The organism is Ciceribacter thiooxidans (assembly GCF_014126615.1).
GTDB lineage: Bacteria > Pseudomonadota > Alphaproteobacteria > Rhizobiales > Rhizobiaceae > Allorhizobium > Allorhizobium thiooxidans.
Window position 1 is genome coordinate 1,955,564 of the sequence record NZ_CP059896.1, and the last position, 21,031, is coordinate 1,976,594.

The window sequence follows — 21,031 nt, forward strand, 5'->3', positions numbered from 1 at the left end:
TTAAAGGAACCGAAACTTACTCGATGATCGAGGCGACGATGCCGGCGCCGACGGTACGGCCGCCTTCGCGGATAGCGAAGCGCAGCTTTTCTTCCATCGCGATCGGAACGATCAGCTCGACTTCAACCGTCACGTTGTCGCCCGGCATGACCATTTCCGTGCCTTCCGGAAGCGACACGATGCCCGTCACGTCCGTCGTGCGGAAGTAGAACTGCGGACGGTAGTTCGTGAAGAACGGCGTATGACGGCCGCCTTCTTCCTTCGTCAGGATGTAGGCCTCAGCCATGAACTTCTTGTGCGGCTTGACCGAACCCGGCTTGCACAGGATCTGGCCACGCTCAACGCCGTTGCGGTCAACGCCGCGCAGCAGCGCGCCGATGTTGTCGCCGGCCTGGCCCTGGTCGAGCAGCTTGCGGAACATTTCAACGCCCGTGCAGGTCGACTTGATGGTCGGACGGATGCCGACGATCTCGACTTCTTCACCGACCTTGATGATGCCACGCTCGACGCGGCCGGTCACAACCGTACCACGGCCCGAGATCGAGAACACGTCTTCGATCGGCATCAGGAACGGCTGGTCGATCGGACGTTCCGGCGTCGGGATGTAGGCGTCGACAGCATCCATCAGAGCGCGGATGGCGTTCTCGCCGATTTCCTTGTTGCTGTCTTCGAGAGCAGCAAGAGCCGAGCCCTTGATGACCGGGATTTCGTCGCCCGGGAAGTCGTAGGACGACAGCAGTTCGCGAACTTCGAGCTCGACGAGTTCGAGAAGCTCGGCGTCGTCAACCTGGTCGACCTTGTTCAGGAACACGACGATCGCCGGAACGCCGACCTGGCGGGCGAGCAGGATGTGTTCGCGGGTCTGCGGCATCGGGCCGTCGGCAGCCGAGCAAACCAGGATCGCGCCGTCCATCTGCGCAGCACCGGTGATCATGTTCTTGACGTAGTCGGCGTGGCCGGGGCAGTCGACGTGCGCGTAGTGGCGGTTCGCCGTTTCATACTCGACGTGCGCCGTCGAGATCGTGATACCACGAGCCTTTTCTTCCGGTGCCGCGTCGATCTGGTCATAGGCCTTGAATTCACCGAAGTACTTGGTGATCGCCGCCGTCAGAGACGTCTTGCCATGGTCAACGTGGCCAATCGTGCCGATGTTAACGTGCGGCTTCGTGCGCTCAAACTTACTCTTTGCCATTTGAATGCTTCCTATGATCGTAAATGGTTGACCCGGCAAACGGGTTTAGTGCCGCCGTTTAAGGCTTTCGCAGCAATTGCGCAAGACCTATTTGCTCTGCGCGGCAAAGGCCGCGGCATGGGCGATCCGGATACCGTCTCGCCTGCGCAAAATAGACCGAAACAGCCGGCCGGCACCGGCGACAGACCGGCAAACACGCGAGTTCGGGTTGTGGGTGCGATTTGGAGCGGGTAGCGGGAATCGAACCCGCGTATTCAGCTTGGAAGGCTGCTGCTCTACCATTGAGCTATACCCGCGGTGTTCGATCCGATGTCGGAATGGTGGAGGGAGTTGGATTTGAACCAACGTAGGCTGAGCCAACGGATTTACAGTCCGTCCCCTTTAACCACTCGGGCATCCCTCCAGTCTCCGACCGGATCAAGCGACCAAGCTTTCTCCAGATCCTCGGAGCGATGCCCCCGTGATCTGCGGCGGGTATATGACCGCCCTGCCGGTCGATGTCAACACGATGTCAGGGGAATTTTGCCGAAATTTTTCCGCGCCTCGCAAAAACGCCGCCGCCGCCGGGCACCTCTATCCGCCGCAAGACTTCGTCGCTATAAAGCCGCATGGCCAAAGACACTTCCAAAGACAGATCCGCCCGCGACAGCCACTATGCCACCTTGCGCCGCCAGGTGCGTGACGCCAAGCGCGAGAGGGGAGAAATCCCCACCCCGGCACCTCAGAAGCGGAAGAAATCCGCCGAAGGCTGGACACCGCCGCAGCTCGCTCCCGAGCAGGTGCTGCTCTACGGCCTGCACACCGTCCGTGCCGCTCTCGACAACCCCGAGCGCAAGCTGATCAAGCTTTCGGCGACGCAGAATGCGCTGGTCAGGCTCGAAATCTCATCTGTGGAAAACCTCGGAATTCCGTTCGAGACGGTGACGCCGCAGGACCTCGACAAGATCCTCGGTCCTGAAGCGATCCACCAGGGCGTGATGCTGGAGACCCGGCCCCTGCCCGTCCGACGCCTGGAAGCGCTGAAGGAAAGTCCGCTCCTGCTCGTGCTCGACCAGGTGACGGACCCCCACAATGTCGGCGCCATCATGCGTTCGGCGGTTGCCTTCAATGCCGGAGCGGTGATCACCACCCAGCGCCACAGCCCGACCGAATCGGGCGTGCTGGCCAAATCGGCCTCGGGCGCCCTCGAACTCATCCCCTACATCCAGATCACCAATCTCGCCGATGCGCTCGGCGAACTGCACCGCCTCGGCTTCTATTCGATCGGTCTCGATTCGGAGGGGCCGGCCCCGCTCGAAGGCACCTTCCGCGGCGAGAAGATTGCGCTCGTGCTCGGTTCGGAAGGCAAGGGCCTGCGCCAGAAGACGCGCGAAACCGTTAATGCGCTCGCCCGGCTCGACATGCCGGGGGCGATCAAGTCGCTCAACGTCTCCAATGCGGCAGCGATCGCGCTCTACGCCTCGCGGCAGTTCCTCGCGAAGGCTGCGTCCTAGTCGGTGTCTTCCGCTCGGCAGACGAGCGGTGCCGTCCCCGGCACCGTGAGGGTCGCATCCTCGCCCCTGCCCCGCAGTTCGACACCATCCGCCTCGTATCGGAAGCCGTCGCCCGAGATCGCGACCGGGAGATCGTAGGCCTTGCCGTCCGGGAAGCGCACATAGGCCGTATCGTTCTCGAAACGCACGGTGAACGTGCTGCCGTTCTCACACATGTAGACGGCCGTCGGCACGTCCTCGGCAATAGCCGGCACCGCCGGCACGGCAAACGCGACCAGTCCTGCAAACACGCGCAAACGTCGGATCATGGGAGCCTCCTGCAACTCTGACGATCATAACGCAACGAGGCACGCGGGACTACGACAAATGTCAAGAAGGGCGGAGAGCGGAAGCGGGCGGCAAAGAATGGCCCTGAGAAAAATGGTGCCCCCGGCAGAAGTAGAAGTTACTTTATGTATCAATAACATAAGTAGGTTCGTCAGGGGAAATCTGACCATTGATTTCCAATCGCTTTTCGAACGGTACCCCTCACCCTATGTGTCGGTGCGCCATGGCGTATGAGCTTACTCCACAAGATCACCAGGTCGTGTGGGCGTTCGGCGATCTGGTCATGGGCCGCGTCGATCTGCCGGGCGCCATACTCAAGAGAAACCTTGATGCCGGGGCGATTTACGATCTCTACATCCTCCTTCAAGAGGCCGAGAAACAAAGCTCGGACGCCATCGTCCGGCTAGGCTGCGAACCTCGCTCGTCCAGCGCCAAATTGGCGGCGGCCAAAGAAGCTCGGGTCACTCGAATAGGCCGCATTCTCTGCGGCTATCTTCAATCTGAAGAATCTTTCGATGCCATCTCATCGCGACATCATCTCTCTGCGCGCGACCGAGAGTTGACGGTCGCGCTGCTCGTGGACCGCCACCGACGGATCGGGCGTGCGCTGCGGACCATGTTCGACGTTTCCAGGGCCAACGAGAAGCTGGACTTGCAAAACAGCTATCAGGCCTCTGCGGCGGTGGATGTGAACTTTGCCGAGCGCCGCCGGCTCGCGCGGAACGCCAACCACGTTGCCAAGCTAAAGGGCGGACGAGGTCTGCAGCTTCGGACCATCATGAAGAAATTCAATCTCAGCGTCGACGACGCGCTTGCGGTCGTCGGACGCGGCCGAGACGGGAGACCGGCACGTGACTAGGACAACAGAAAGAATGGTTCCCGTCGTCGTCCTCGATATGCTGGCGGAGCGGGTAGCGCTTGATCGCGTCTATTCCTCCGGGGACTTGCCGCTCTCCCTGGTACCGGAAGATATCCCGGAAGACTGGCGCAAATTCCTGCCGTTCGACCGTCTGCAGCATGGCCACCGTCGCGTTCACAAGATGCTGCGCAACCCGCCCGGCGGGCTTTCCGTCATCATGAAGAGGGTTCGGTCCGATGGTCCCGCAAAAGGGCGAAAGATGCTGCATTCGGTGGAAGTCGTTGTGGTTGGTGGCGACGGCGAGCCGCGACGCGGAAAGGGGAAGATCGATCCAACGGCCATCGAATATTGCGCAGGTCTCGACCACTCGGACACCGATAACGCCAAACGGCTTCTCACCTATCACGAGGGGAAGATCCTCGTCATTGCGCAGGACAAGGCGAAAGAGCCGATGCTTGCAGTGTGGGACGGCCGCAAATGGGACTATAGGCAGGGGCGCGAAAAGGCGACCTTGCTGGCCCAGGAGATCGGCGACCTTATCCAGATCGAGGCGACGCACCTGAAACCCGACAAGGATTGGCAGGAAGCGATCGACGAGGCCAAACCGCACAGAGAGATTGCCGAGGAAGACCGGACGGGCGACCAGAAGAAGACCGTCGCGAAGGCCGACGAGGCGCTTGCGGAATATGCCAAACGAGTGAAACGCCGACGGGAATTCGGCGTGTCGAGCAAGAACTCGCAGCGCGTCTCCTCCATGCTGAAAATGGCGTGGCCGCACGTACTCAAGAGGCCCGACGAATTCAACGCTGATCCTCTCCGTTTTGCCTGCCAGAACGCCACGCTGACATTCAAGCCTGTTCACTCTTCGGATGGTTCCGGCACCTGCCAGTATGTCCGCCTAGAGGTATTGCACGGACATCGGTCGGAACACCTGATCACGCAGCTTGCCAATGCGAGCTTCGATCGAGACTCGGAATGCCCGGAATGGATAGCCTTCCTTGAGAAGGTGCTTCCTGACCCTGAAGTAAGGCGGCTTGTGCAGGTCGCGTCGGGGCTCGGCCTCGTGGGCGTGAAGGTGCAGAAACTCTTCTTCCACTACGGCGCAGGGGCGAACGGCAAATCGGTCTACATGGAAGTGCTGGCGCGGCTCCTGGGTGACATGGCGGTCACCCTGCCGGCGACCTCTCTCATCGGGGAGAGCGGACCAGGCGGCGGGGCGAGCCCCGACCTCGCCCGCCTCTACGGCTGCAGATTCCTTCGGGTGAAGGAGCTTCCGGAAGGTGAGGACCTGAAGGAAAACCTGGTCAAGGAGCTGACCGGCGGCGAGACGATCACGGCTCGCGATCTGTTTGCGGGATACATGGATTTCGAGCCGCTCTTCGTCGCAATGATGAGTGGGAACGGATATCCGCGCATCAAGGGAACCGACGAAGGTATCTGGCGCCGAATGTCCGTCGTCCACTGGCCTGTGAAGATCCCCGACGCCGAGCGGCGCGAATTCGAGGAGATGATGGCGATGTTCAAGCCGGAATATTCCGGCATCCTGAACTGGCTCATCGAGGGCGTTGCAATCTTCCTGACGGAAGGCCTCGTCATTCCGGAGGCGGTGCGCGGGGCGACACAGGAGTATCGTGACAGCCAGGACCCGACAGCAGCCTTCGTGGCGCGGTGCATCGTCGTGCGGCACGGCGCGGAGATACCCGCAGGCGAGCTTTATGATGCCTATGCGCGGTTCGCCGAGGCGGAGCGCGGTCGGCCGATCTCCAACAATGCCTTCGGCCGGATCGTCGCCCGCAAGTTCACACGGATCAAACGGCGGGACCGCTTCGTCTACACCGGAATTGCCCTGTCGGACGAGTTTTCGGCGCCACGGCCGACATACGGCGATGACGAGCCCTTTCCGGAGAGTGGCCTTTGAGCTCTTCCTCTCCGGTCCCGCAGGAAATCGAACCGTTCGAGATCGCGGCGCTGCGGCGGCTTCGGGACCATCTCGACGAAGGCAAGGACCTCCCCGAGGATTGCCGCTCTTTCATCGTCGACCGGCTGGACGACTACCTCGGACGGCGGGGCGAGACATCGCTCGACAAATCGCTCGGCCTGCGCCGTCATGGCGGCATTTCTCTGGAGCGGGAAGAGCGTCTTCGATGGCGTGACCAGGCGCTGAGCCGTCTGTGGCGATCATGCGAGCAGTTCCGCGAACACCCGCCGATCGCGGCGGCGCGGCTCATGGACCTCTCTGCCACCTCCTATGAGACCAGACGGTGGCCGCGCGAGCGCAGAGGGGCGCCGCCGCCTGCCGAGCCTGCCGCGACCTGGTGGGCGATCCTGCAGCGCGGCCTCGCCATCCCAAAGGCCAAGCGGCTGCAATCCATCCTTCAGCGGTACGATTGCCCCTGACCCCCTCCCGCAGTCCGAGCGCCCAACCTCAGAATGAGACCGGATTTCCGGTCTCATTTGCGTTTGAACGTCTCGTTTCCCGTCGCATAAAACGGCGAGATATGTATTCCGCGGTGGATTGTGGCGTATCGTGGTAGGCGGTGGCGGATAGTCGAAATTCGGAATTCAAAAGCGATTTCAGAGACTTGCATCTGGCGTGGTGGATGTGGTGGAATTTTTGGGGGGTATATACATATACGAGAAAAAATAGTGACATTTCCGCTCGGAAAAACTCTCTATGCGTATACGCGTAAAAATCCACCACATCCACCGAACTAATTGAATTATATAGATAATACCCACCACAGAAATCCACCACTACCAACCACAATCCACCACAGAGTGGTGGATGGAATGGATGTTTGATCTGTTGGTCGCCTTGGCGTTGGTCTTGGTTCTCAAGGGCCGTCGGGCACCCCCTGGGTTAGGGACCGTACCCCGTTCCCCACCCCTGCGGGCGGAGAAGCGCCCGATATCCCGCCAGTCTGACCTTTAATTCAAAGCCTAAACTAAACTAAAGCTGCTAAAGGTCGCTAAAAGTCATTCGATTTCAAAGCTGTAGATGGAAATTCAAGGAACCCTTTGGATTTCCCGAAAGGGCTTCCATGGTCGATCCTGCGAAAGGAGACTGTGATGCCCATCAATAAAATCGAACACGGCCGGGCGAGGTTTGCGGCCAGTGTGCTCTCCCAGAGGGGCGAGATCTTCGCCGCACGCCGAGCCGCGTTGGAACCGGCCAGTCACCAGTCGGGCGCATCATCCCCGGCATCGGGTGCTGCACGGTCACACGACACTCCCTCTATGGCGTCGATCGCGGAGTCCTTCTGGTCTCGCCGGAAAGGTGGGAAGTGATGCAGGACACGTTGAACTGCCCGCACGCGCTGGACCTGTCACGGATGCAGGTCCTTGAGCAGAAGGTTCGCGACCTGAATGTGCAGAACCAGGCCGGCGTCGCAAGACATCAAGAGTTGCGTAAGAAACTGCAGAACGCCAACGAGCGTCTGAAGTACAGTGCGAGACAGCTTGACGACGCGCGGCACTACGGAAGTGCGTCGCACGACAATCATTCGACATCACCACACCCGCTGGACATCTCGCAGCTGAAGAGGAAGGTCGAGCAGGCCAGAGCCGAAGTTGCGGATGTCGAGAAGCAGATCAAGGACAATCAGGATGTGCAAGAACTGACTTCCGAGAAATTTAACGCCGCGGTTCGTCTTCGGGATCGGTGCAAGGCGTTCGTTGCCGATCTCGTAGGGTGATTGACATGACGAATATCAGAGAAACGATCGAAAAAAGTCGAGCCGCCTCCCGCGGAGCAATGCAGGAAGTCAGGGAGGGCATATCCTCCATTCGAGCCCGGATCTCGTCGATAAATGACGAGATCAAAAAGATCAGTCGCGCCCATGTTCCGCTCAATGTCGCGACCGCGAGAATTGACGCTCTTGTGAACGAGTTCAAGGAGAAGCAGGCGGAGGCTCTTCCTCTCGCCGAGAGGTTTCTCACCCCGGACTACACAATGCCATCGTTCCGGTTCGACATGATCGCGCTATTTCTGGCGGCCGACAGTGTCGGGGAGCACCTGAAAGCTCAGGTTCGGGAGAAAGTCGAAAGTGCAGGGTCCATCGACGACGCGGAGCGGCACATGCGGCTTGCAGACCTCGATCGCCAGTTGCTCGATTGCGAACTGTCTGAGGAGAGCATCATCAGGCAGGCCGAAGGTATGGGCTTCGACGTCATCCGCCGTCCCGACGCGGACCCGAGAGCGGTACTGGCGCACGACAAGGTTCTGCCATGAGCCCCCGCCCCATGGGTGGGCTTTGTAATGACAGCAACGACAAGGCGGCGAGACCGAACGCGTAGACCAAACGGAGACAAGATAGATGAGCAAACTTTCCGCCTCGCTGGTGGTCGATCTCGTCGACAAGACCGGCGCCAAGACACAGGCCATCATCGGAAACATGAACCGGCTGAAGCGCGCCGAGCGCGACTATATGCTGGCAGATCGGGGCCTCCGGCTCTCCAATCGCGACCGGGCGATGGAACGGATGATGATGGAACAAGCCGCGTTCGAAGAGGAGCGCATCAACCGCATGAAGCTCATGGCTACCCGTATCGGCGCCGGTGTGGCGGTCGCCGGCTACGCCGGCATTCAGGCGTACAAGAGCTTCGCCACCGCCGAACGGCGGATCAACCGCATCCTGGTCAATTCGGATCGCGGAATTTCCGATATCCAGCCGACCATGCGGAAGCTGCAGCAGATTGCCAATGACGCTGCGCTTTCAATCGACGACGTGACCGGGGGCCTCGAACGGCTTGTCGCAACCGGCATGTCTCTCGACCAGGCGCTTACCTTTCTGCCGGCGATAGCGATGACGGCGCAGGCATCCGGAGCGACGATGGACGACGCCGCCAATTCGGCGGCGGCAATGGCTTCCTCGATGAAGATCGGCGGGCGCGACATGCAACTGGCGTTCGACATGCTGGCCAAGGGTGGCAAGCTCGGCCAGTTCGAACTGAAGGAGATGTCTCAATACCTGCCGGAGCTTCTGCCGGCCTTTGCCGCTCTCGGATACGAGGGAACCGAGGGGCTCGAAAAGCTCGTCGCTATGCTGCAGACGGTGCGCATCCAGACGGGAACCAGCGCGACGGCCGCGAACAATCTCAGCAACATGTTCCAGAAGATGACCTCGCCGGAGGTTCGGTCGAAGTTCAAGAAGACCTTCGGCATCGACATCCGCGGAGTGCTGAAGGAGGCGGACAAGCAAGGCAAGGACCTGGTCGACACTCTCCTTGACATGGTCATGATCGCGACGAAGGGCGATCTTAGCAAGCTCGGCGACATCTTCGGGGATAAGCAGGCCATGGACGCCGTGCGTGCTCTCATCCAGTTGCGAGAGGAGCGGAGACGGTTCGAGCAGGAAATTCACAATGCCGCCGGCACGGTGAAGAAGGATAACGAGCAGATCCTCGCCGACAGCGAAACCAAGCTTCAGCGGCTCGCGAACCTCTCGCTGAAACTCGCGCAGCAGGTGGGCAGTGGCGTGGCGGCCATCATGAACCCCGTACTTCAACACACGACCGATACCATCGACGGGGCACTTGAAGAGATCCATGGGCTCTATCAGATGAGCCCGGAAGAGCGGATAACGCACCGCGCCAGGTTCGAGGCCGAATATCGCAAACAGCACCCAGACGCGGGGCGACGGGAGATTAGGGACGCCTATCAGGACGCCATGGGCCGGTACAGCCGCGGCGAGAGCAAGACCTGGGAAGACGAGGTGAACAACATCCACCGGAAGAAGGTGCTCGACAACTATATCAACGGACGCACCCCACAGAGCCGCGGACGACAGAACGCCTCCAGCAGTCTCGGGGTGTCGACCGGCGCCATCCCCTTTCCGTCAGCGCGTCCGGACCCGAGCACGCTTGGCGGGCGCGAACGCACCGGCAAGTTTCCCTCGCATGGCACATATGACGCCAGCGCCTTAGACGATGGCGGGCGGGCGGCGGCAATGGATGAGTTCATCAACGGGCCGGAGAAGCTGATGGACGGCTTCATAAAGGCGAGCAGTGCCGCCTCGGACAATCTGGCCGATGGCGGCAACCGCGCGGCCGACACCATGAAGGCATCGGCCGGACAGATCGGGACCGCGATTGGAACGTCTGCCGCGCAGAGTTTCCTTTCCAGGGTACAGGGATCGCTCGGCGCGCTTCTGCAAAATCCGGGTGGCGGCAGGCCAACGGGGCAGATCGTGAAGGAACAGATCAACGGACAGTTCGTCGACCCGTGAGGCAGGGGCTCTGAAAGTGCTCGTATTGCCGCCCCCCCTGGGTCAGGGACCGTATCGGCCTTCCCCCGCCAGCGGGCGGAAACGGGCCCGGGTTTCTGTCAGACAGACAGGTCGAAAAGTTCGGTTAACGGGGTTAACGGTTAACGGCAGATGGTTAACGCGGACCTAGACCGTATATCGTGCGGGCAACCAATGCGACATCCGGGGATCTTGCGCGAAGCTGACCGTCGCATAAATTCAGAACTTCCCCATCTGGCATTTTTTAGACTTGTTGTTAAACTGCAGTTAAGGGCAGACGTTATAGAGTCTCTTGACTGCAAAGCTATTTTGCGGTAGCGCGCGGCAGATTTTTCTGATGTTTCCTTGATGTTGCCACTTTGCAACATCATATGAATGTCGGTGGTTTTTGCCGCAAAAGCAGGGCGAAGATCTTGCTGCTCGCAGGTTTTGTGCGTAGCGATGCGCGCGAAGAAGTTAGGTGGGCGGAATGTCGCAAGTGGCGTTTCGTTCTCATTGTAGTGGAGAAGGGAGAGCTCCATTGCCGAACCAGAAGGAGTGTATCATGAAGCAGAGCAACCAAAGGAAGCTCCACTCCCTTCTTTTCGAAGAGGGACGTGAGCTTGTTAACATCAAGTTTATGCCCGGAAACGACCGTGGGTTGACGCCTGCGAAGCTGTCAGACGCAGCCGCGCGCGCCATCGGCGACGCCTTGGATAGCGGCTTGGTAAGCCAGCCGCCCCGTACAGGCATGAACAAGTGCAGGCTTGATGCATTTGCCTGAAGCCGTTATCTAGAAAAATCTCGAATCGCAAAAACCCGGATTCGTCCGGGTTTTTTTATGTGCCGGTGGCAGGATGTACCTGAAGAATCTGATTAATGCTGTTGCGTCTCTCGATTCTATGCCGATAGAGGTCGAAGAGCTTACGAAGCATATCATTGCAGCTGGATGCCAAGACTCGATAATATTCCATCCTGTCGATGAAGATCCCGGCGCGTTTCAAGGCTTGTTTTATCAATACACGACGCATGCCGGCGTTTACTCCACGCCCGATTTCGTGACGCTAATTGTCTTCTCCAAGCATCTGCCGTTGGAATGGCAGCGCTTGGTGTGCTGCAAGGAGCTGATCCACGCGTGCGACAGTGATGTGGAGCGAACTAACACTGCAGATGAGGTTGAGGCCCTGCTCGAAAAGGTTCTCGGGCCTTTGACGTCTCAGGATTTCGGCTTGGCAGACCTCATGGCTGCGAAAGACAAGTTGGCTATCTACCAAGCCCTCGCTCTCCTGTTTCCACCAGAGGCGTGGGCTCAGGCATTGGCTTACGTGAAGGCGGCAGACGATGAAGCCGCCGCAGTTGAACGGGTAGCCCGATGGGCGTGCATCCCTAAAGACCTTGTAGCATTCGCCCTGACGGATGATTGGCCGTCGCTTCGAACGGCACTGCTGGATAGCTGGGGCGAGTAGCCTTCTCTCGCGTATCCCGCGAACACCTCTCGACAGTCATCTGTTGGGTTCAGCCTGCATGAAGTACCTGGACGATGTTCACGGCGCTGGCGACGAGACACCACAGGGAAAGCAGGCCTGCCATCATCGCAAGGAATCGTGTCGCTCCCACCGGATCCCTCTTTTCGCTCCCAAGGTCCAGCCAGGTGTCCTTCCGATACATCATCGAGGGGTTGGCGAGACGGGAATAGAGGGTCGCCGCATACTGGAAATTCAGCCAGGCGGCAAAGCCGGCAATCAGTACAAAAAATATCCCGGCAGCATGGAAGGCAACGCTGTCGAGGATGCCGTTGATGCGAGCCGCCTGACCGTTCGTCGCAAGCGTGTTCAAGGCGAAGATTGCGCCGCCGTGAACCGCGAGGCCGGACGCCAGAAGCCATTTGCCGTATTCGACGTTGCTCTTGAAGGAGAAGTCCCGCAGGGCCTTTGCGTCCTCATAGACCTCCCGCGCATGGAGGCGGTAGCGTTCCTTATATCCCTCGTCGGTCCATTCGTGGACCCAATCAGAATCATTCGGGTCGTCGCTCATCGGTTCAATGCCTCGCCTACTTGAAAAGCCTGCGCAGGATATCCCACACGCTGACGGTCGTCCGGTTGTAGACACGGTTTCGCGCAGCGCGCTTCGGGTCAGTCAGCCATCCCCAGCCTCGAGGCGCCTTGAGGCCCGCCTGATGCCGGACCATGCGCTTGACCGAGGTGCGCGCGGCGATGCTCTTTTTCAGGCTCGGCTTGCGAATGCCGAATTTCATGATTTTGCCCCCCTTTTTTACCCCCCGGCCGCGACTACTCCTTGCCGCCCCGGACAATGGTGAACGCCGGCAGCTCGGGAGCGTTGAATTCGGTCACCATAAGGATCTTCATGGTTTCGACGTAGGCGTCTATGAGCGCCCTGGTGTTGTCATCGTCATAGCTTCCGGCGACGGCAATCATCTCGTCGATGCGCTTTCTCGCCTGTTCCTCGAAAAAAGCCTTGAGTTCGCCATCGCCAATGACGTGCCGCAGGATTGTCACCACCGACTTCAGGGCGAGGTTCTCGCCCTCGACCTTGATCAGCCTGGCGTCCATCCGCCCGAGCTGCTCATTCATGTATTCGATTGCATCGCGCTCGTTGTCGAAGGTTGGCATCTGGTCACCCGCAGTGATCTCGACAGGTTTGCTATCGAGAGGTTGTGGAAGGGTTCGACGAGCGGACGACCGAACAGCCTATTTCTTCGTAACTTGATATCCTAAGCGCTCCGCTATGCGCTTCATGATCACCTCGTCGCTCTCGTGCGCTGCCGGCACCGTCCTGTCTGAACTGAGCACCGCCGCCAACTCATCCAGCTTCCGCATCAATGCGTCCGTCTTAGTCGCGAACTCATGTTGTTCAGCCTCAGCCCGGCGCGCGAATTCACCTCGGGAGGCGGACTTTGAGCCCGACTCAAGGTCTTGCTTCGAAAGCTCTTCGTTGATTGTCGCCTCATCCGGAAACGGCACGAGTGCCAATGCATCGTGGCGCTCGATCGTGTCGAGCGCATACTCGACGAGATAATTGATCTCAGCGTTGATCGAGCGATTGTTTTCCTTCGCCGCGGCCATGACGCGCTCTTTCAGATCTTCAGAGATGCGCAGCCGGAAATGGGGATCTGTTTTTGCCATGACGCACCTATGACGCACATTCCGCTTGACATCAATGACGCACAATGCGCTATGTAAGCACAAAGACGCATTGTGCGTCATGGAGAGCCAACATGTCAGCTACACCTATGAGGAAAATTTCTCCTGTGGCGGTGCGTCTGCCGCCCGAGTTTCGGGCACGATTGAGCGAACTTGCGGCCCAAAACCGGCGTTCGATGAACTCGGAAATCGTCGTCTTGCTTGAACGCGCTTTGTTCGACCAATTTGGGGTCCGTAACGACGGCGCTACTTGTAAGCCGGACCAGACGCGAAACTGAGGCCGTGCCCATGAAGCCCAAGAAGCCCAAGGCGCGAGCGCCCAAACTGATGCTGCAGTTCGATGACGTCGATCTGCGCGGCATTCTCAAATGGCGCGACCGGATCGGCCTGAAGACTACCGAAGGCGCGATCAAGCTGGCGGTGAAGGCTGGCATGAGCGCGCTCGCCTACGAGCCGCGGCAGGGTGACCCGGAGGAGACGAGCGCTTTCGTATTGCGCCTCAGCCGGTCGCAGTGGTCGCGTCTTCTGGAGGCATCCAGATCCAACGGACGGTCGATGCGCGAAGAGGCGCTGCACCGTCTTGAGAAGAGTTTCGACAAGCCCAAAAACGAAAAAGGCGGAGCACCGGCCTCAGAAACCCGCTCCGCCCTTTCGAAATCACAACCCGAAAGGTGATGAAATGCAGAATATTGATAGCGCAACTCATACCCTCAATGCAAGCGCCGGCGCGATGAAACGCCGCGTCTTCCTTGCTGCGGCCGGCACCGCCGCACTGCCGGCCGCAGCCTTTGGCCGGGCGATCGCAGTCTCTCCGCAGTCTCCCGGCCTCTCGTCCGAGCTGGCGACGATGATTGCAGATTACCGTGCAACCACCAAAGAACGGGAAGCAATCAACAAACGGATCGGCGTGCTCGTCGAAGATGAACCAAGCGTCATGGTCAGCGTGTCGGAGGTTATGACGAATCCGAGCGATTACTATCCTCGCTGGCGCGAAGAAAAGCTGTACTCCCAATCCGCCTTGGTGAAGGCCTTCCACCACTATTCACACCCTCTGATCCTGGTCAACGAAGCGGCCGGCAAGCGGGTCATTGCCGACGGCGTTCGCGCGGAGGAGCTGATGCGCGAGCGCATGAGCCAGCAGTTGCTGTGGGCGGAAAAGAGTGGCGTCTCGGCCCTGGAGGATAGAGACGGGAGGCTGTACGAGCACCAGAACGGGCTCAGGGATGCGATCTGCAAATTCCCCTGTCGGTGTATCGGTGACGCTATCGCTAAGGCGCATTTCGCCCAGTCGTACCTGATCGACTTCCACAACGAATATTCCGAGGAGCTGGCGAGCATTGTGCGTTCGATGTTGCCGCTGTCGTCCGTGGACGAGCAGGTGTCATCGCTGCGCTCAATGAGCGAGGCACTGAACGCCTCGCCAATTTGACGGGGATTGCGAATTGCCGGGCCGGTTCTCCTGAAGCCCGGCATAGGGATGGGCGACACCTCCGGTCCCATCCAAGGGTGGAAAGAATGTTTGCTGGGATGCATCGTCTTTCTACCGCCCTCCTTTCGAGGCGGGCAAAAGCGTGAAGCGGCACTTCTCCTTGTCGTCGCTTCGTGTGGCGGCCCCATGCTGACAGGCGACGGGGCCGCCCGACACCATCAAGGAATTGAGGAACGGCGAAATGGCGCAACAGGTTGGTTTCCGAAAGTCAGAAGTCCGGCAGTTGGCCGAGATCGCGAGGCGTGACGGCGTCAGAATTGAACTGGAGCGCAACGGCGTCATCCTCCGGGTGGGGCCTGGTACCGATCCAGAGGCCACGTCCGAGAAGAAGAATGATCCCGAAACACTGACATTGATGTGACACCATGCCTCGCAAGCTTCCCCTCCACGTCACGGTCCAGCGGACCCGCCATGGAAAGGTGACGTTCTACTTTCGGGTTGGCAAAGGCAAGCGTATCCGGCTTCCGGCTCCGACAGACCCTAATTTCACGGAATCGTACCGGGCCTGCCTGAAGGGCGAGCCTCTGCCGAACCGCGAGCGCGAGGATCCCCGTACAATCGCTTGGCTGATTGCGCGCTACATGGAAAGCGGCCACTGGCGCACTTTCAAGGACGGAACCCGTAGACAGCGCAGCAACATCTTCAAGATCATCGCCGACAAGGCTGGACGGCAACCTTTCACTTCGATCACCCGAAAGTCGATCGAGGTCACCATGGACTCGAAAGCGGATACCCCCGCACAGGCCAACAATTTCCTCAAAGCAATGGCTGGCCTTTGCGAGTGGGCCGTTCGCAACGAATTCATGGCGAGCAATCCTACGGTCGGGGTAAGGAGACTTGAAATCAAGTCTGACGGCTTCCCTGCCTGGAATGAGGATGACGTCCGGAAATTCTGTGAACGATGGCCCATCGGCACGTCACAACGCCTCGCTCTTGAGCTCGCGCTCAACACCGGACTGAGACGCTCCGACCTTTGCCAGATCGGTCGCCAGCATCTTCGCGGCGGCGTGCTGACAATCAAGACCAAGAAAACTGGCACGGTCGTGACGGTGGAGCTTTCCCAACGGGTGATCGACATTATCGACGCGACACCGACCGGCGATCTTCATTTCCTCGTCACCAGCTTCAAGAAACCGTTCACCGACGCGGGCTTCGGAAACTGGTTCGGCGCTGCCGCCCGCGACGCAGGCATCGAAAAGAACACGCACGGCTTACGAAAACTGTCCGCTACTCTGGCGGCGGACGGCGGTGCGACGGCCCACCAACTGATGAGCCAATATGGATGGGCTACGCCGAAACAGGCGGAAGTCTACACGCGAGGAGCCGACAGAGCGAGGCTCGGAAAGCACTCTTCTAGGATCGTTTCGGAACAAGTCGACAACATCTTTGCCCCTCACCCGGAACCCGGTGAGGGACTGGGGGCGGAAACAATAATCAATTCAAATAGGAGGAAATAGGATGGTGCCCCCGCCAGGACTCGAACCCGGGACCCCCTGATTACAAATCAGGTGCTCTACCAACTGAGCTACAAGGGCATCATGAGCCCGTCGGATAAGCAGATTTTGCCCGGCTGTAAAGCAATTTCTGCGGCGTGGCGACCGACGGACCGGCTGCATTTCGCCGTGGAACCCGGCAGGCAGGGCAGTGAAACACCTTGTCGCTCTCGGTCTTTTTCATGTACCACAGAGCCCGTCACCGAGGGCCCCCGATGTCTCGTTCCTTCCAGTCGCTTTCCTTCATAGCTTCCACCGCACCGGAAGCGCAGGCCGCCCGGCAGGAGCTGATTCGCGTCTATGGAAACGTCGCGGCGGAGGAGGCCGACGTGGTCGTTGCGCTCGGCGGCGACGGCTTCATGCTCCAGACGCTGCACGACACGATGAACACGGGCAAGCTCGTCTATGGAATGAACCGCGGTTCGGTCGGTTTCCTGATGAACGATTTTCACATGGAGAAGCTGCGCGAGCGGATTGAAGCCGCCGTCGAGAATGACTGTCATCCCTTGAAGATGACAACCGAGAGCGCCGACGGAACGGCGTCGGTGGCTCTGGCGATCAACGAGGTCTCGCTCTTTCGCCAGTCCTATCAGGCGGCGAAGCTCCGGGTCATCATCGATGGCAAGGTTCGGCTCGACGAGCTCATCTGCGACGGTCTCATGGTCGCGACGCCTGCGGGATCCACCGCCTACAATCTCTCCGCCCACGGGCCGATCCTGCCGCTGGAAGCGCCGCTGCTCGCACTGACCCCGGTCAGCGCCTTTCGTCCGCGGCGCTGGCGCGGCGCACTGCTTCCGAACAAAGTGAGCGTCGACATCCACGTGCTCGAAGCGGACAAGCGGCCGGTGAACGCGGTCGCAGACCACACGGAGGTGAAATCGGTGACGAGGGTGCAGATCACCCAGTCCGAGGACACGACGGCGCGGATCCTCTCCGACCCCGACCGCTCCTGGTCCGACCGTATTCTGGCCGAACAGTTTTCCAACTAGGGAGGTTTCGGGATGGCTGTACACATCGTCTCCCGCCTGGCCTTCGCCGCACTGGCAATGGCTGCCGCCCCTGCTTTCGCCGGCGATATCGACGAACTTCCGGTCACGGCGACCTTCGTCGTCAGCACCGGTTTCTGGGAGGAGGTCGGCGGTGAGCCGAGCGGAAAGACCGAAGCCAAGAGTACGACCGGCACAGACGACACCGCTGCGGAAGCAACAACGCGCCACGGCTATTACAAGCTCGTCGCCATCCGCCAGCCGGACCGAACGGCCAAGGTCTATCTCCAGCAGATCGCGCTTGACGAGACCGGCCCGCAGGTGGTCGAGAGCGTCGAACTCGAAGAGTTCACGGCGATCAAACCCTATGTCACCGACATCCGGCCGGAGGATTCGACCGGTATCAGTCGGCAGCCCGGGCTCTTTGCCACCGTCTACCTGAAAACCGATCCGGCAGCGACCGAACCAGAAAGCTGGACGGTGCTGATCGACGAGTTCGGTGAGATCAAGATCGAGAAGGCAACGAACTGACCGGCGACACAGGGCGGCAGAAGCTTCCCTCTCAATGCTTTCCGAATGCCCTGAGGAAAGTTCGGACGGCATTACGTGCGAGCCCGTCCAGCTCGCTTTCGGCGATCGGCAGGCCGAGTTGGAGGTCGGCGCGCACGTCACTCATGACGAGTGCCATGAACTGGCGCGCCGCGAGCGACGGATCATCAAGCTGGAGATAGCCGCCGTGGGCGAGCTGCGCGAATCGGGCGGCGAGCGCGGGATATTTGCGTCCCGGACCGTATTCCCGCCAGCTCGTGAACAGCTCCGGATGCCGCGCGCCCTCGAGCGACAGGATACGGAAGAGCCAGCGTCCGCAGTCCTCGCAGATCGCCACCTTCAGCAGCCGCTTGGCGAAGGCGGCGAGATCCGTCTCGATGTCCTTCGGCGTGTCGGGGAAGCTGTCGAGAACGGCGAAAAAGCGGGCGCTGGAGCGCTGCGTGACGTCCTCCACGACCGCCTTGAAAACCTTATCCTTGTCGCCGATCTGGTTGTAGACGGTCTGGCGGGACACCCTGGCGCGGGCGGCGATGGCGTCGATGCTCGCGCTCGAATAGCCGCTGTCGGCGAAGATCGCCGCCGCCGCGTCGATGATTGCGGCGCGCTTGCCCGGTGCGCCGGCGCGGTGACCGTCCGATGATTTTCGATGATCCGTAATCTGATCCATGCCTCACCATAAAGGGGCTTGACGAATTGGACAATTGTGTCCAATAATTTATACATCATAGTCACCGCTCGGCATAGGCCGACGCGTCTCATTCATTCATTCCGCATCAGATTCAACCTCCTCGCGGCCCGCCTGCCGCGGAGCAACGAAGGTTTTTTCCATGCAACAGCAAAACATCAAGGCATCCCTTCCGGTCGTCCTCGGCCTGCTCACTGCCATCGGCCTATTCGCGATCGACATGTATCTTCCTGCCCTCCCCGAGATCGGCGAAGGGCTGCATGCCGGCAGCGGCGCAGTGCAAGCGAGCCTCGTCTCATTCTTCGTCGCCATGGCCCTCTCGCAGCTCGTCTACGGCCCGGTCTCCGACATGATCGGCCGCAAGAAGCCACTTTATTTCGGCCTTTCGCTCTTCTCCATCGGGGCGATCGGCTGCGCACTTTCCCCCACGATCGAATGGCTGGTCGCATTCCGCGCGCTCCAGGGCGTCGGTGCCTGCGCCGGCGCCGTCATCTGCCGCGCCATCGTCCGCGACCTCTTCACCGGTGTCGCGGCGGCCCAGCTCATGTCACGCCTGTTGCTGGTCTTCAGCGTGTCGCCGATCCTGGCGCCGCTCGCCGGCAGCGCCGTGACGCTCGCGGCAAGCTGGCGCGCGATCTTCTGGGTGATGGTTCTCGCCGCCGCACTCGGCGCGGTGCTCGTCACACTGCTGCTTCCCGAAACCCGCTCGGAGGAAGCCCGCAGCCAGAGCAGCTTCGGCAGCGCCCTTGCCTCTTACGGAACGCTTCTGCGCGATCCCTATTACCTCGGGCTCGTCCTCATCGCGTCCTTCGGTATGGCGAGCTACATGATCTACGTCGCCAACTCGTCCTTCGTGCTGATCGAGCACTACGGGCTCTCGCCCAGCCTCTACAGCGTCGTGTTCTCGATGAACGCCGTCTCCTTCATCGGGGCATCGCAGATGAACGGCCGGCTGTCGCGCCGGTTCGGCCTCAGACGACTGATCCGCTTCGCGGTTGCCGGCTTTGCGCTCGCCTCGACAATGCTTTTCGTGGCCTTCGCCTCCGGCTTCGGCAGCCTGCCCGTCCTCTCCGCACTGCTCTTCGTCGCCTACGGTTTCCTCGGCATGGTCATTCCGACGTCGGCGGTGCTCGCTCTCGAAAGTCACGGGCGGATCGCCGGCACCGCCTCGGCGCTCATGGGGACGCTGCAGTTCGTCACCGCATCGAGTGTGATCGGGGTCGCAAGCCTGTTTTTTGACGGCACGGCCATGCCGATGGTGGCGACCATTGCGGCCTGCTCGCTGATGGTGCTCTTCCTTGCCGCACTGACATTGCGGCCGGCGGCGGCAGCCGAGACGGCAGAGGAACGCCTCTGAAACACAAAAGCGGCGGGATTTTCGTCCCGCCGCCTCGCCATTTCTGCAATCTTCCGGAAGTCAGTCGATGTCCGCGACCTCGACGTCGGCGCCACCCGAGATGCGATGGGCCAGTGCCGCCTCCATGAACTCGTTGACGTCGCCGTTCAGAACGCTGTCCGGATCGGTGCTCTCGACGCCGGTTCTCAGATCCTTCACCAGCTGGTACGGCTGCAGCACGTAAGAGCGGATCTGGTGCCCCCAGCCGATCTCGGTCTTCGACGCGGCTTCGGCGTTCGCCGCTTCTTCCCGCTTCTTCAGTTCCGCCTCGTAAAGACGGGCACGCAGCATGTCCCAGGCCTTGGCGCGGTTCTTGTGCTGCGAGCGTTCCTGCTGGCAGGCAACGACGATGCCGCTCGGAATATGGGTGATGCGCACCGCCGAGTCGGTAGTGTTGACGTGCTGTCCGCCGGCACCCGACGAGCGGTAGGTATCGATGCGGCAATCGCTCTCGTTGATGTCGATCTGGATCGAGTCGTCGACCACCGGATAGACCCAGACGGACGAGAAGGACGTGTGGCGTCGCGCGTTCGAATCATAGGGCGAGATGCGCACCAGCCGGTGCACGCCGGATTCGGTCTTCAGCCAGCCGTAGGCGTTATGCCCCTTGACGTGGATCGTCGCCGACTTGATGCCGGCTTCTTCACCTTCGTGCACTTCCAGAACCTCGACCTTGAAGCCCTGCTTCTCGGCCCAGCGGATGTACATGCGCAGCAGCATGTTCGCCCAGTCCTGGCTCTCCGTGCCGCCGGCGCCGGAATGGACTTCGAGGTAGGTGTCGTTGCCGTCAGCTTCGCCCGAGAGCATTGCTTCGACCTGCAGCCGTCCGGCCTCAGTCTTCAGCGCCTTCAGGGCGTTTTCGGCCTCGGTCACGATCTCCTGATCGCCCTCTTCCTCACCCATTTCGATGAGTTCAACGTTGTCGGTGAGCTGCCGCTCCAGCGCCTTCACGCCGCTGATGCTGTCATCGAGCTGCTGGCGCTCGCGCATAAGCTTTTGTGCTTCGGAGGCATCGTTCCAGAGGTTTGGGTCCTCTGCCTTGTTGTTCAACCAGTCCAGTCGTCTTATCGCCTGGTCCCAGTCAAAGATGCCTCCTCAGCAGGCTTATGGCCTGCTTGATTTCGTCGACGACGTTCTCGATTTCCGTACGCATGTGCTTGCTATTTCACCTCGCTGA

Annotated in this window: 25 protein-coding genes and 3 tRNA genes; 17 read left to right on the forward strand and 11 right to left on the reverse strand. The window is 60.2% G+C overall.

Features of this window, described 5'->3' with window-relative positions; all coding sequences use genetic code 11:
• Positions 1-16 precede the first annotated feature (16 nt).
• From tuf to H4I97_RS09395, 3 genes are all read right to left on the reverse strand, one after another.
• Positions 17-1,192: an elongation factor Tu gene (gene tuf / locus H4I97_RS09385; RefSeq protein ID WP_182304381.1), complete on the reverse strand. Its 1,176-nt coding sequence runs from the start codon at positions 1,190-1,192 to the stop codon at positions 17-19.
• Between the two features lie 222 nt (positions 1,193-1,414).
• Positions 1,415-1,488: transfer RNA gene (locus H4I97_RS09390), tRNA-Gly, on the reverse strand.
• Positions 1,489-1,510: 22 nt separating this feature from the next.
• Positions 1,511-1,595: transfer RNA gene (locus H4I97_RS09395), tRNA-Tyr, on the reverse strand.
• 205 nt (positions 1,596-1,800) lie between these two features.
• Here H4I97_RS09395 and rlmB point away from each other — a divergent pair.
• Complete coding sequence (rlmB, locus tag H4I97_RS09400) at positions 1,801-2,685, forward strand: 23S rRNA (guanosine(2251)-2'-O)-methyltransferase RlmB (RefSeq protein WP_182304390.1); 885 nt, start codon at positions 1,801-1,803, stop codon at positions 2,683-2,685.
• On the opposite strand, the gene H4I97_RS09405 is transcribed toward rlmB, so the two are convergent.
• Positions 2,682-2,993 carry an MliC family protein gene (locus tag H4I97_RS09405; protein ID WP_182304391.1) on the reverse strand — a complete coding sequence of 104 codons (312 nt, stop codon included), beginning with the start codon at positions 2,991-2,993 and terminating at the stop codon, positions 2,682-2,684. The two genes, rlmB and H4I97_RS09405, sit on opposite strands and share 4 nt — an antisense overlap.
• Positions 2,994-3,235: 242 nt before the next feature.
• On the opposite strand from H4I97_RS09405, the gene H4I97_RS09410 reads away from it, so the two are divergent.
• The 8 genes from H4I97_RS09410 (at position 3,236) to H4I97_RS09445 (ending at position 11,561) form a co-directional block, all read left to right on the forward strand.
• Positions 3,236-3,871, forward strand: a complete 636-nt coding sequence (locus tag H4I97_RS09410) for a hypothetical protein (RefSeq protein WP_182304392.1) — start codon at positions 3,236-3,238, stop codon at positions 3,869-3,871.
• A 13-nt stretch (positions 3,872-3,884) separates the two neighbouring features.
• The gene (locus H4I97_RS09415; RefSeq protein ID WP_182304393.1) at positions 3,885-5,789 is read left to right on the forward strand and encodes a DNA primase family protein; all 1,905 of its coding nucleotides are present in this window, start codon (positions 3,885-3,887) and stop codon (positions 5,787-5,789) included.
• Complete coding sequence (locus tag H4I97_RS09420) at positions 5,786-6,268, forward strand: hypothetical protein (protein WP_182304394.1); 483 nt, start codon at positions 5,786-5,788, stop codon at positions 6,266-6,268. Before H4I97_RS09415 ends, H4I97_RS09420 begins: the two co-directional genes overlap by 4 nt.
• 890 nt (positions 6,269-7,158) lie before the next feature.
• Complete coding sequence (locus H4I97_RS09425) at positions 7,159-7,566, forward strand: hypothetical protein (protein ID WP_182304395.1); 408 nt, start codon at positions 7,159-7,161, stop codon at positions 7,564-7,566.
• A 5-nt stretch (positions 7,567-7,571) separates the two neighbouring features.
• Positions 7,572-8,102, forward strand: coding sequence for a hypothetical protein (locus H4I97_RS09430; RefSeq protein WP_182304396.1), 531 nt, complete (start codon positions 7,572-7,574; stop codon positions 8,100-8,102).
• 85 nt (positions 8,103-8,187) lie between these two features.
• Complete coding sequence (locus H4I97_RS09435; RefSeq protein WP_182304397.1) at positions 8,188-10,098, forward strand: phage tail tape measure protein; 1,911 nt, start codon at positions 8,188-8,190, stop codon at positions 10,096-10,098.
• A gap of 562 nt (positions 10,099-10,660) precedes the next feature.
• Entirely contained in the window at positions 10,661-10,879 is a 219-nt protein-coding gene (locus H4I97_RS09440; protein WP_148175404.1) for a hypothetical protein, read from the forward strand.
• 73 nt (positions 10,880-10,952) lie between these two features.
• On the forward strand, positions 10,953-11,561 hold the full coding sequence (locus H4I97_RS09445) for a hypothetical protein (protein WP_148175403.1): 609 nt from the start codon (positions 10,953-10,955) through the stop codon (positions 11,559-11,561).
• A gap of 49 nt (positions 11,562-11,610) precedes the next feature.
• Here the strand turns inward: H4I97_RS09445 and H4I97_RS09450 are convergent, their stop codons facing one another.
• The 4 genes from H4I97_RS09450 to H4I97_RS09465 all read right to left on the reverse strand — a co-directional run bounded on the left by H4I97_RS09450 (position 11,611) and on the right by H4I97_RS09465 (position 13,238).
• Positions 11,611-12,129, reverse strand: coding sequence for a hypothetical protein (locus H4I97_RS09450; RefSeq protein WP_148175402.1), 519 nt, complete (start codon positions 12,127-12,129; stop codon positions 11,611-11,613).
• Positions 12,130-12,145: 16 nt separating this feature from the next.
• Positions 12,146-12,349, reverse strand: a complete 204-nt coding sequence (locus tag H4I97_RS09455; protein WP_182304398.1) for a hypothetical protein — start codon at positions 12,347-12,349, stop codon at positions 12,146-12,148.
• Between the two features lie 34 nt (positions 12,350-12,383).
• On the reverse strand, positions 12,384-12,725 hold the full coding sequence (locus H4I97_RS09460) for a hypothetical protein (protein WP_182304399.1): 342 nt from the start codon (positions 12,723-12,725) through the stop codon (positions 12,384-12,386).
• 78 nt (positions 12,726-12,803) lie between these two features.
• Positions 12,804-13,238 (reverse strand): Arc family DNA-binding protein, encoded by a 435-nt coding sequence (locus tag H4I97_RS09465; protein WP_148175399.1) that lies wholly within the window; start codon positions 13,236-13,238, stop codon positions 12,804-12,806.
• A 107-nt stretch (positions 13,239-13,345) separates the two neighbouring features.
• Here H4I97_RS09465 and H4I97_RS24915 point away from each other — a divergent pair, with 107 nt between their 5' ends.
• From H4I97_RS24915 to H4I97_RS09490, 5 genes are all read left to right on the forward strand, one after another.
• On the forward strand, positions 13,346-13,534 hold the full coding sequence (locus tag H4I97_RS24915) for an Arc family DNA-binding protein (RefSeq protein ID WP_182307597.1): 189 nt from the start codon (positions 13,346-13,348) through the stop codon (positions 13,532-13,534).
• Positions 13,535-13,544: 10 nt separating this feature from the next.
• The gene (locus H4I97_RS09475; protein ID WP_182304400.1) at positions 13,545-13,931 is read left to right on the forward strand and encodes an Arc family DNA-binding protein; all 387 of its coding nucleotides are present in this window, start codon (positions 13,545-13,547) and stop codon (positions 13,929-13,931) included.
• A gap of 4 nt (positions 13,932-13,935) precedes the next feature.
• Positions 13,936-14,685, forward strand: a complete 750-nt coding sequence (locus tag H4I97_RS09480; RefSeq protein WP_182304401.1) for a hypothetical protein — start codon at positions 13,936-13,938, stop codon at positions 14,683-14,685.
• 241 nt (positions 14,686-14,926) lie between these two features.
• Positions 14,927-15,106, forward strand: coding sequence for a hypothetical protein (locus H4I97_RS09485; RefSeq protein WP_182304402.1), 180 nt, complete (start codon positions 14,927-14,929; stop codon positions 15,104-15,106).
• Between the two features lie 4 nt (positions 15,107-15,110).
• Positions 15,111-16,202, forward strand: a complete 1,092-nt coding sequence (locus tag H4I97_RS09490) for a tyrosine-type recombinase/integrase (RefSeq protein WP_182304403.1) — start codon at positions 15,111-15,113, stop codon at positions 16,200-16,202.
• 2 nt (positions 16,203-16,204) lie between these two features.
• On the opposite strand, the gene H4I97_RS09495 is transcribed toward H4I97_RS09490, so the two are convergent.
• Positions 16,205-16,280, reverse strand: a tRNA-Thr gene (locus H4I97_RS09495).
• Between the two features lie 173 nt (positions 16,281-16,453).
• Here H4I97_RS09495 and H4I97_RS09500 point away from each other — a divergent pair.
• Both H4I97_RS09500 and H4I97_RS09505 read left to right on the forward strand, forming a co-directional pair.
• Complete coding sequence (locus H4I97_RS09500) at positions 16,454-17,227, forward strand: NAD kinase (protein WP_182304404.1); 774 nt, start codon at positions 16,454-16,456, stop codon at positions 17,225-17,227.
• A gap of 12 nt (positions 17,228-17,239) precedes the next feature.
• Positions 17,240-17,755, forward strand: coding sequence for a hypothetical protein (locus tag H4I97_RS09505; RefSeq protein ID WP_182304405.1), 516 nt, complete (start codon positions 17,240-17,242; stop codon positions 17,753-17,755).
• Between the two features lie 31 nt (positions 17,756-17,786).
• Here H4I97_RS09505 and H4I97_RS09510 read toward each other — a convergent pair whose 3' ends face one another.
• Positions 17,787-18,440, reverse strand: coding sequence for a TetR/AcrR family transcriptional regulator C-terminal domain-containing protein (locus H4I97_RS09510; protein WP_182304406.1), 654 nt, complete (start codon positions 18,438-18,440; stop codon positions 17,787-17,789).
• Between the two features lie 160 nt (positions 18,441-18,600).
• On the opposite strand from H4I97_RS09510, the gene H4I97_RS09515 reads away from it, so the two are divergent.
• The gene (locus tag H4I97_RS09515; RefSeq protein ID WP_182304407.1) at positions 18,601-19,815 is read left to right on the forward strand and encodes a multidrug effflux MFS transporter; all 1,215 of its coding nucleotides are present in this window, start codon (positions 18,601-18,603) and stop codon (positions 19,813-19,815) included.
• A gap of 60 nt (positions 19,816-19,875) precedes the next feature.
• Here the strand turns inward: H4I97_RS09515 and prfB are convergent.
• Positions 19,876-21,007, reverse strand: a protein-coding gene (gene prfB / locus H4I97_RS09520; protein WP_182304408.1) for a peptide chain release factor 2 whose coding sequence is annotated in 2 segments (ribosomal slippage) — positions 19,876-20,937 and positions 20,939-21,007 — 1,131 coding nt in all. Because the reading frame shifts where the segments join, the coding sequence is not laid out codon by codon here.
• Positions 21,008-21,031: the final 24 nt, after the last annotated feature.

What these genes read in the sequence shown, in the direction of transcription:
- tuf (WP_182304381.1), bottom strand. Translation starts at nt 1,192, where the DNA reads ATGGCAAAGAGTAAGTTTGAGCGCACGAAGCCGCACGTTAACATCGGC.
- rlmB (WP_182304390.1), top strand. Translation starts at nt 1,801, where the DNA reads ATGGCCAAAGACACTTCCAAAGACAGATCCGCCCGCGACAGCCACTAT.
- H4I97_RS09405 (WP_182304391.1), bottom strand. Translation starts at nt 2,993, where the DNA reads ATGATCCGACGTTTGCGCGTGTTTGCAGGACTGGTCGCGTTTGCCGTG.
- H4I97_RS09410 (WP_182304392.1), top strand. Translation starts at nt 3,236, where the DNA reads ATGGCGTATGAGCTTACTCCACAAGATCACCAGGTCGTGTGGGCGTTC.
- H4I97_RS09415 (WP_182304393.1), top strand. Translation starts at nt 3,885, where the DNA reads ATGGTTCCCGTCGTCGTCCTCGATATGCTGGCGGAGCGGGTAGCGCTT.
- H4I97_RS09425 (WP_182304395.1), top strand. Translation starts at nt 7,159, where the DNA reads ATGCAGGACACGTTGAACTGCCCGCACGCGCTGGACCTGTCACGGATG.
- H4I97_RS09430 (WP_182304396.1), top strand. Translation starts at nt 7,572, where the DNA reads ATGACGAATATCAGAGAAACGATCGAAAAAAGTCGAGCCGCCTCCCGC.
- H4I97_RS09435 (WP_182304397.1), top strand. Translation starts at nt 8,188, where the DNA reads ATGAGCAAACTTTCCGCCTCGCTGGTGGTCGATCTCGTCGACAAGACC.
- H4I97_RS09440 (WP_148175404.1), top strand. Translation starts at nt 10,661, where the DNA reads ATGAAGCAGAGCAACCAAAGGAAGCTCCACTCCCTTCTTTTCGAAGAG.
- H4I97_RS09445 (WP_148175403.1), top strand. Translation starts at nt 10,953, where the DNA reads ATGTACCTGAAGAATCTGATTAATGCTGTTGCGTCTCTCGATTCTATG.
- H4I97_RS09450 (WP_148175402.1), bottom strand. Translation starts at nt 12,129, where the DNA reads ATGAGCGACGACCCGAATGATTCTGATTGGGTCCACGAATGGACCGAC.
- H4I97_RS09455 (WP_182304398.1), bottom strand. Translation starts at nt 12,349, where the DNA reads ATGAAATTCGGCATTCGCAAGCCGAGCCTGAAAAAGAGCATCGCCGCG.
- H4I97_RS09460 (WP_182304399.1), bottom strand. Translation starts at nt 12,725, where the DNA reads ATGCCAACCTTCGACAACGAGCGCGATGCAATCGAATACATGAATGAG.
- H4I97_RS09465 (WP_148175399.1), bottom strand. Translation starts at nt 13,238, where the DNA reads ATGGCAAAAACAGATCCCCATTTCCGGCTGCGCATCTCTGAAGATCTG.
- H4I97_RS24915 (WP_182307597.1), top strand. Translation starts at nt 13,346, where the DNA reads ATGAGGAAAATTTCTCCTGTGGCGGTGCGTCTGCCGCCCGAGTTTCGG.
- H4I97_RS09475 (WP_182304400.1), top strand. Translation starts at nt 13,545, where the DNA reads ATGAAGCCCAAGAAGCCCAAGGCGCGAGCGCCCAAACTGATGCTGCAG.
- H4I97_RS09480 (WP_182304401.1), top strand. Translation starts at nt 13,936, where the DNA reads ATGCAGAATATTGATAGCGCAACTCATACCCTCAATGCAAGCGCCGGC.
- H4I97_RS09485 (WP_182304402.1), top strand. Translation starts at nt 14,927, where the DNA reads ATGGCGCAACAGGTTGGTTTCCGAAAGTCAGAAGTCCGGCAGTTGGCC.
- H4I97_RS09490 (WP_182304403.1), top strand. Translation starts at nt 15,111, where the DNA reads ATGCCTCGCAAGCTTCCCCTCCACGTCACGGTCCAGCGGACCCGCCAT.
- H4I97_RS09500 (WP_182304404.1), top strand. Translation starts at nt 16,454, where the DNA reads ATGTCTCGTTCCTTCCAGTCGCTTTCCTTCATAGCTTCCACCGCACCG.
- H4I97_RS09505 (WP_182304405.1), top strand. Translation starts at nt 17,240, where the DNA reads ATGGCTGTACACATCGTCTCCCGCCTGGCCTTCGCCGCACTGGCAATG.
- H4I97_RS09510 (WP_182304406.1), bottom strand. Translation starts at nt 18,440, where the DNA reads ATGGATCAGATTACGGATCATCGAAAATCATCGGACGGTCACCGCGCC.
- H4I97_RS09515 (WP_182304407.1), top strand. Translation starts at nt 18,601, where the DNA reads ATGCAACAGCAAAACATCAAGGCATCCCTTCCGGTCGTCCTCGGCCTG.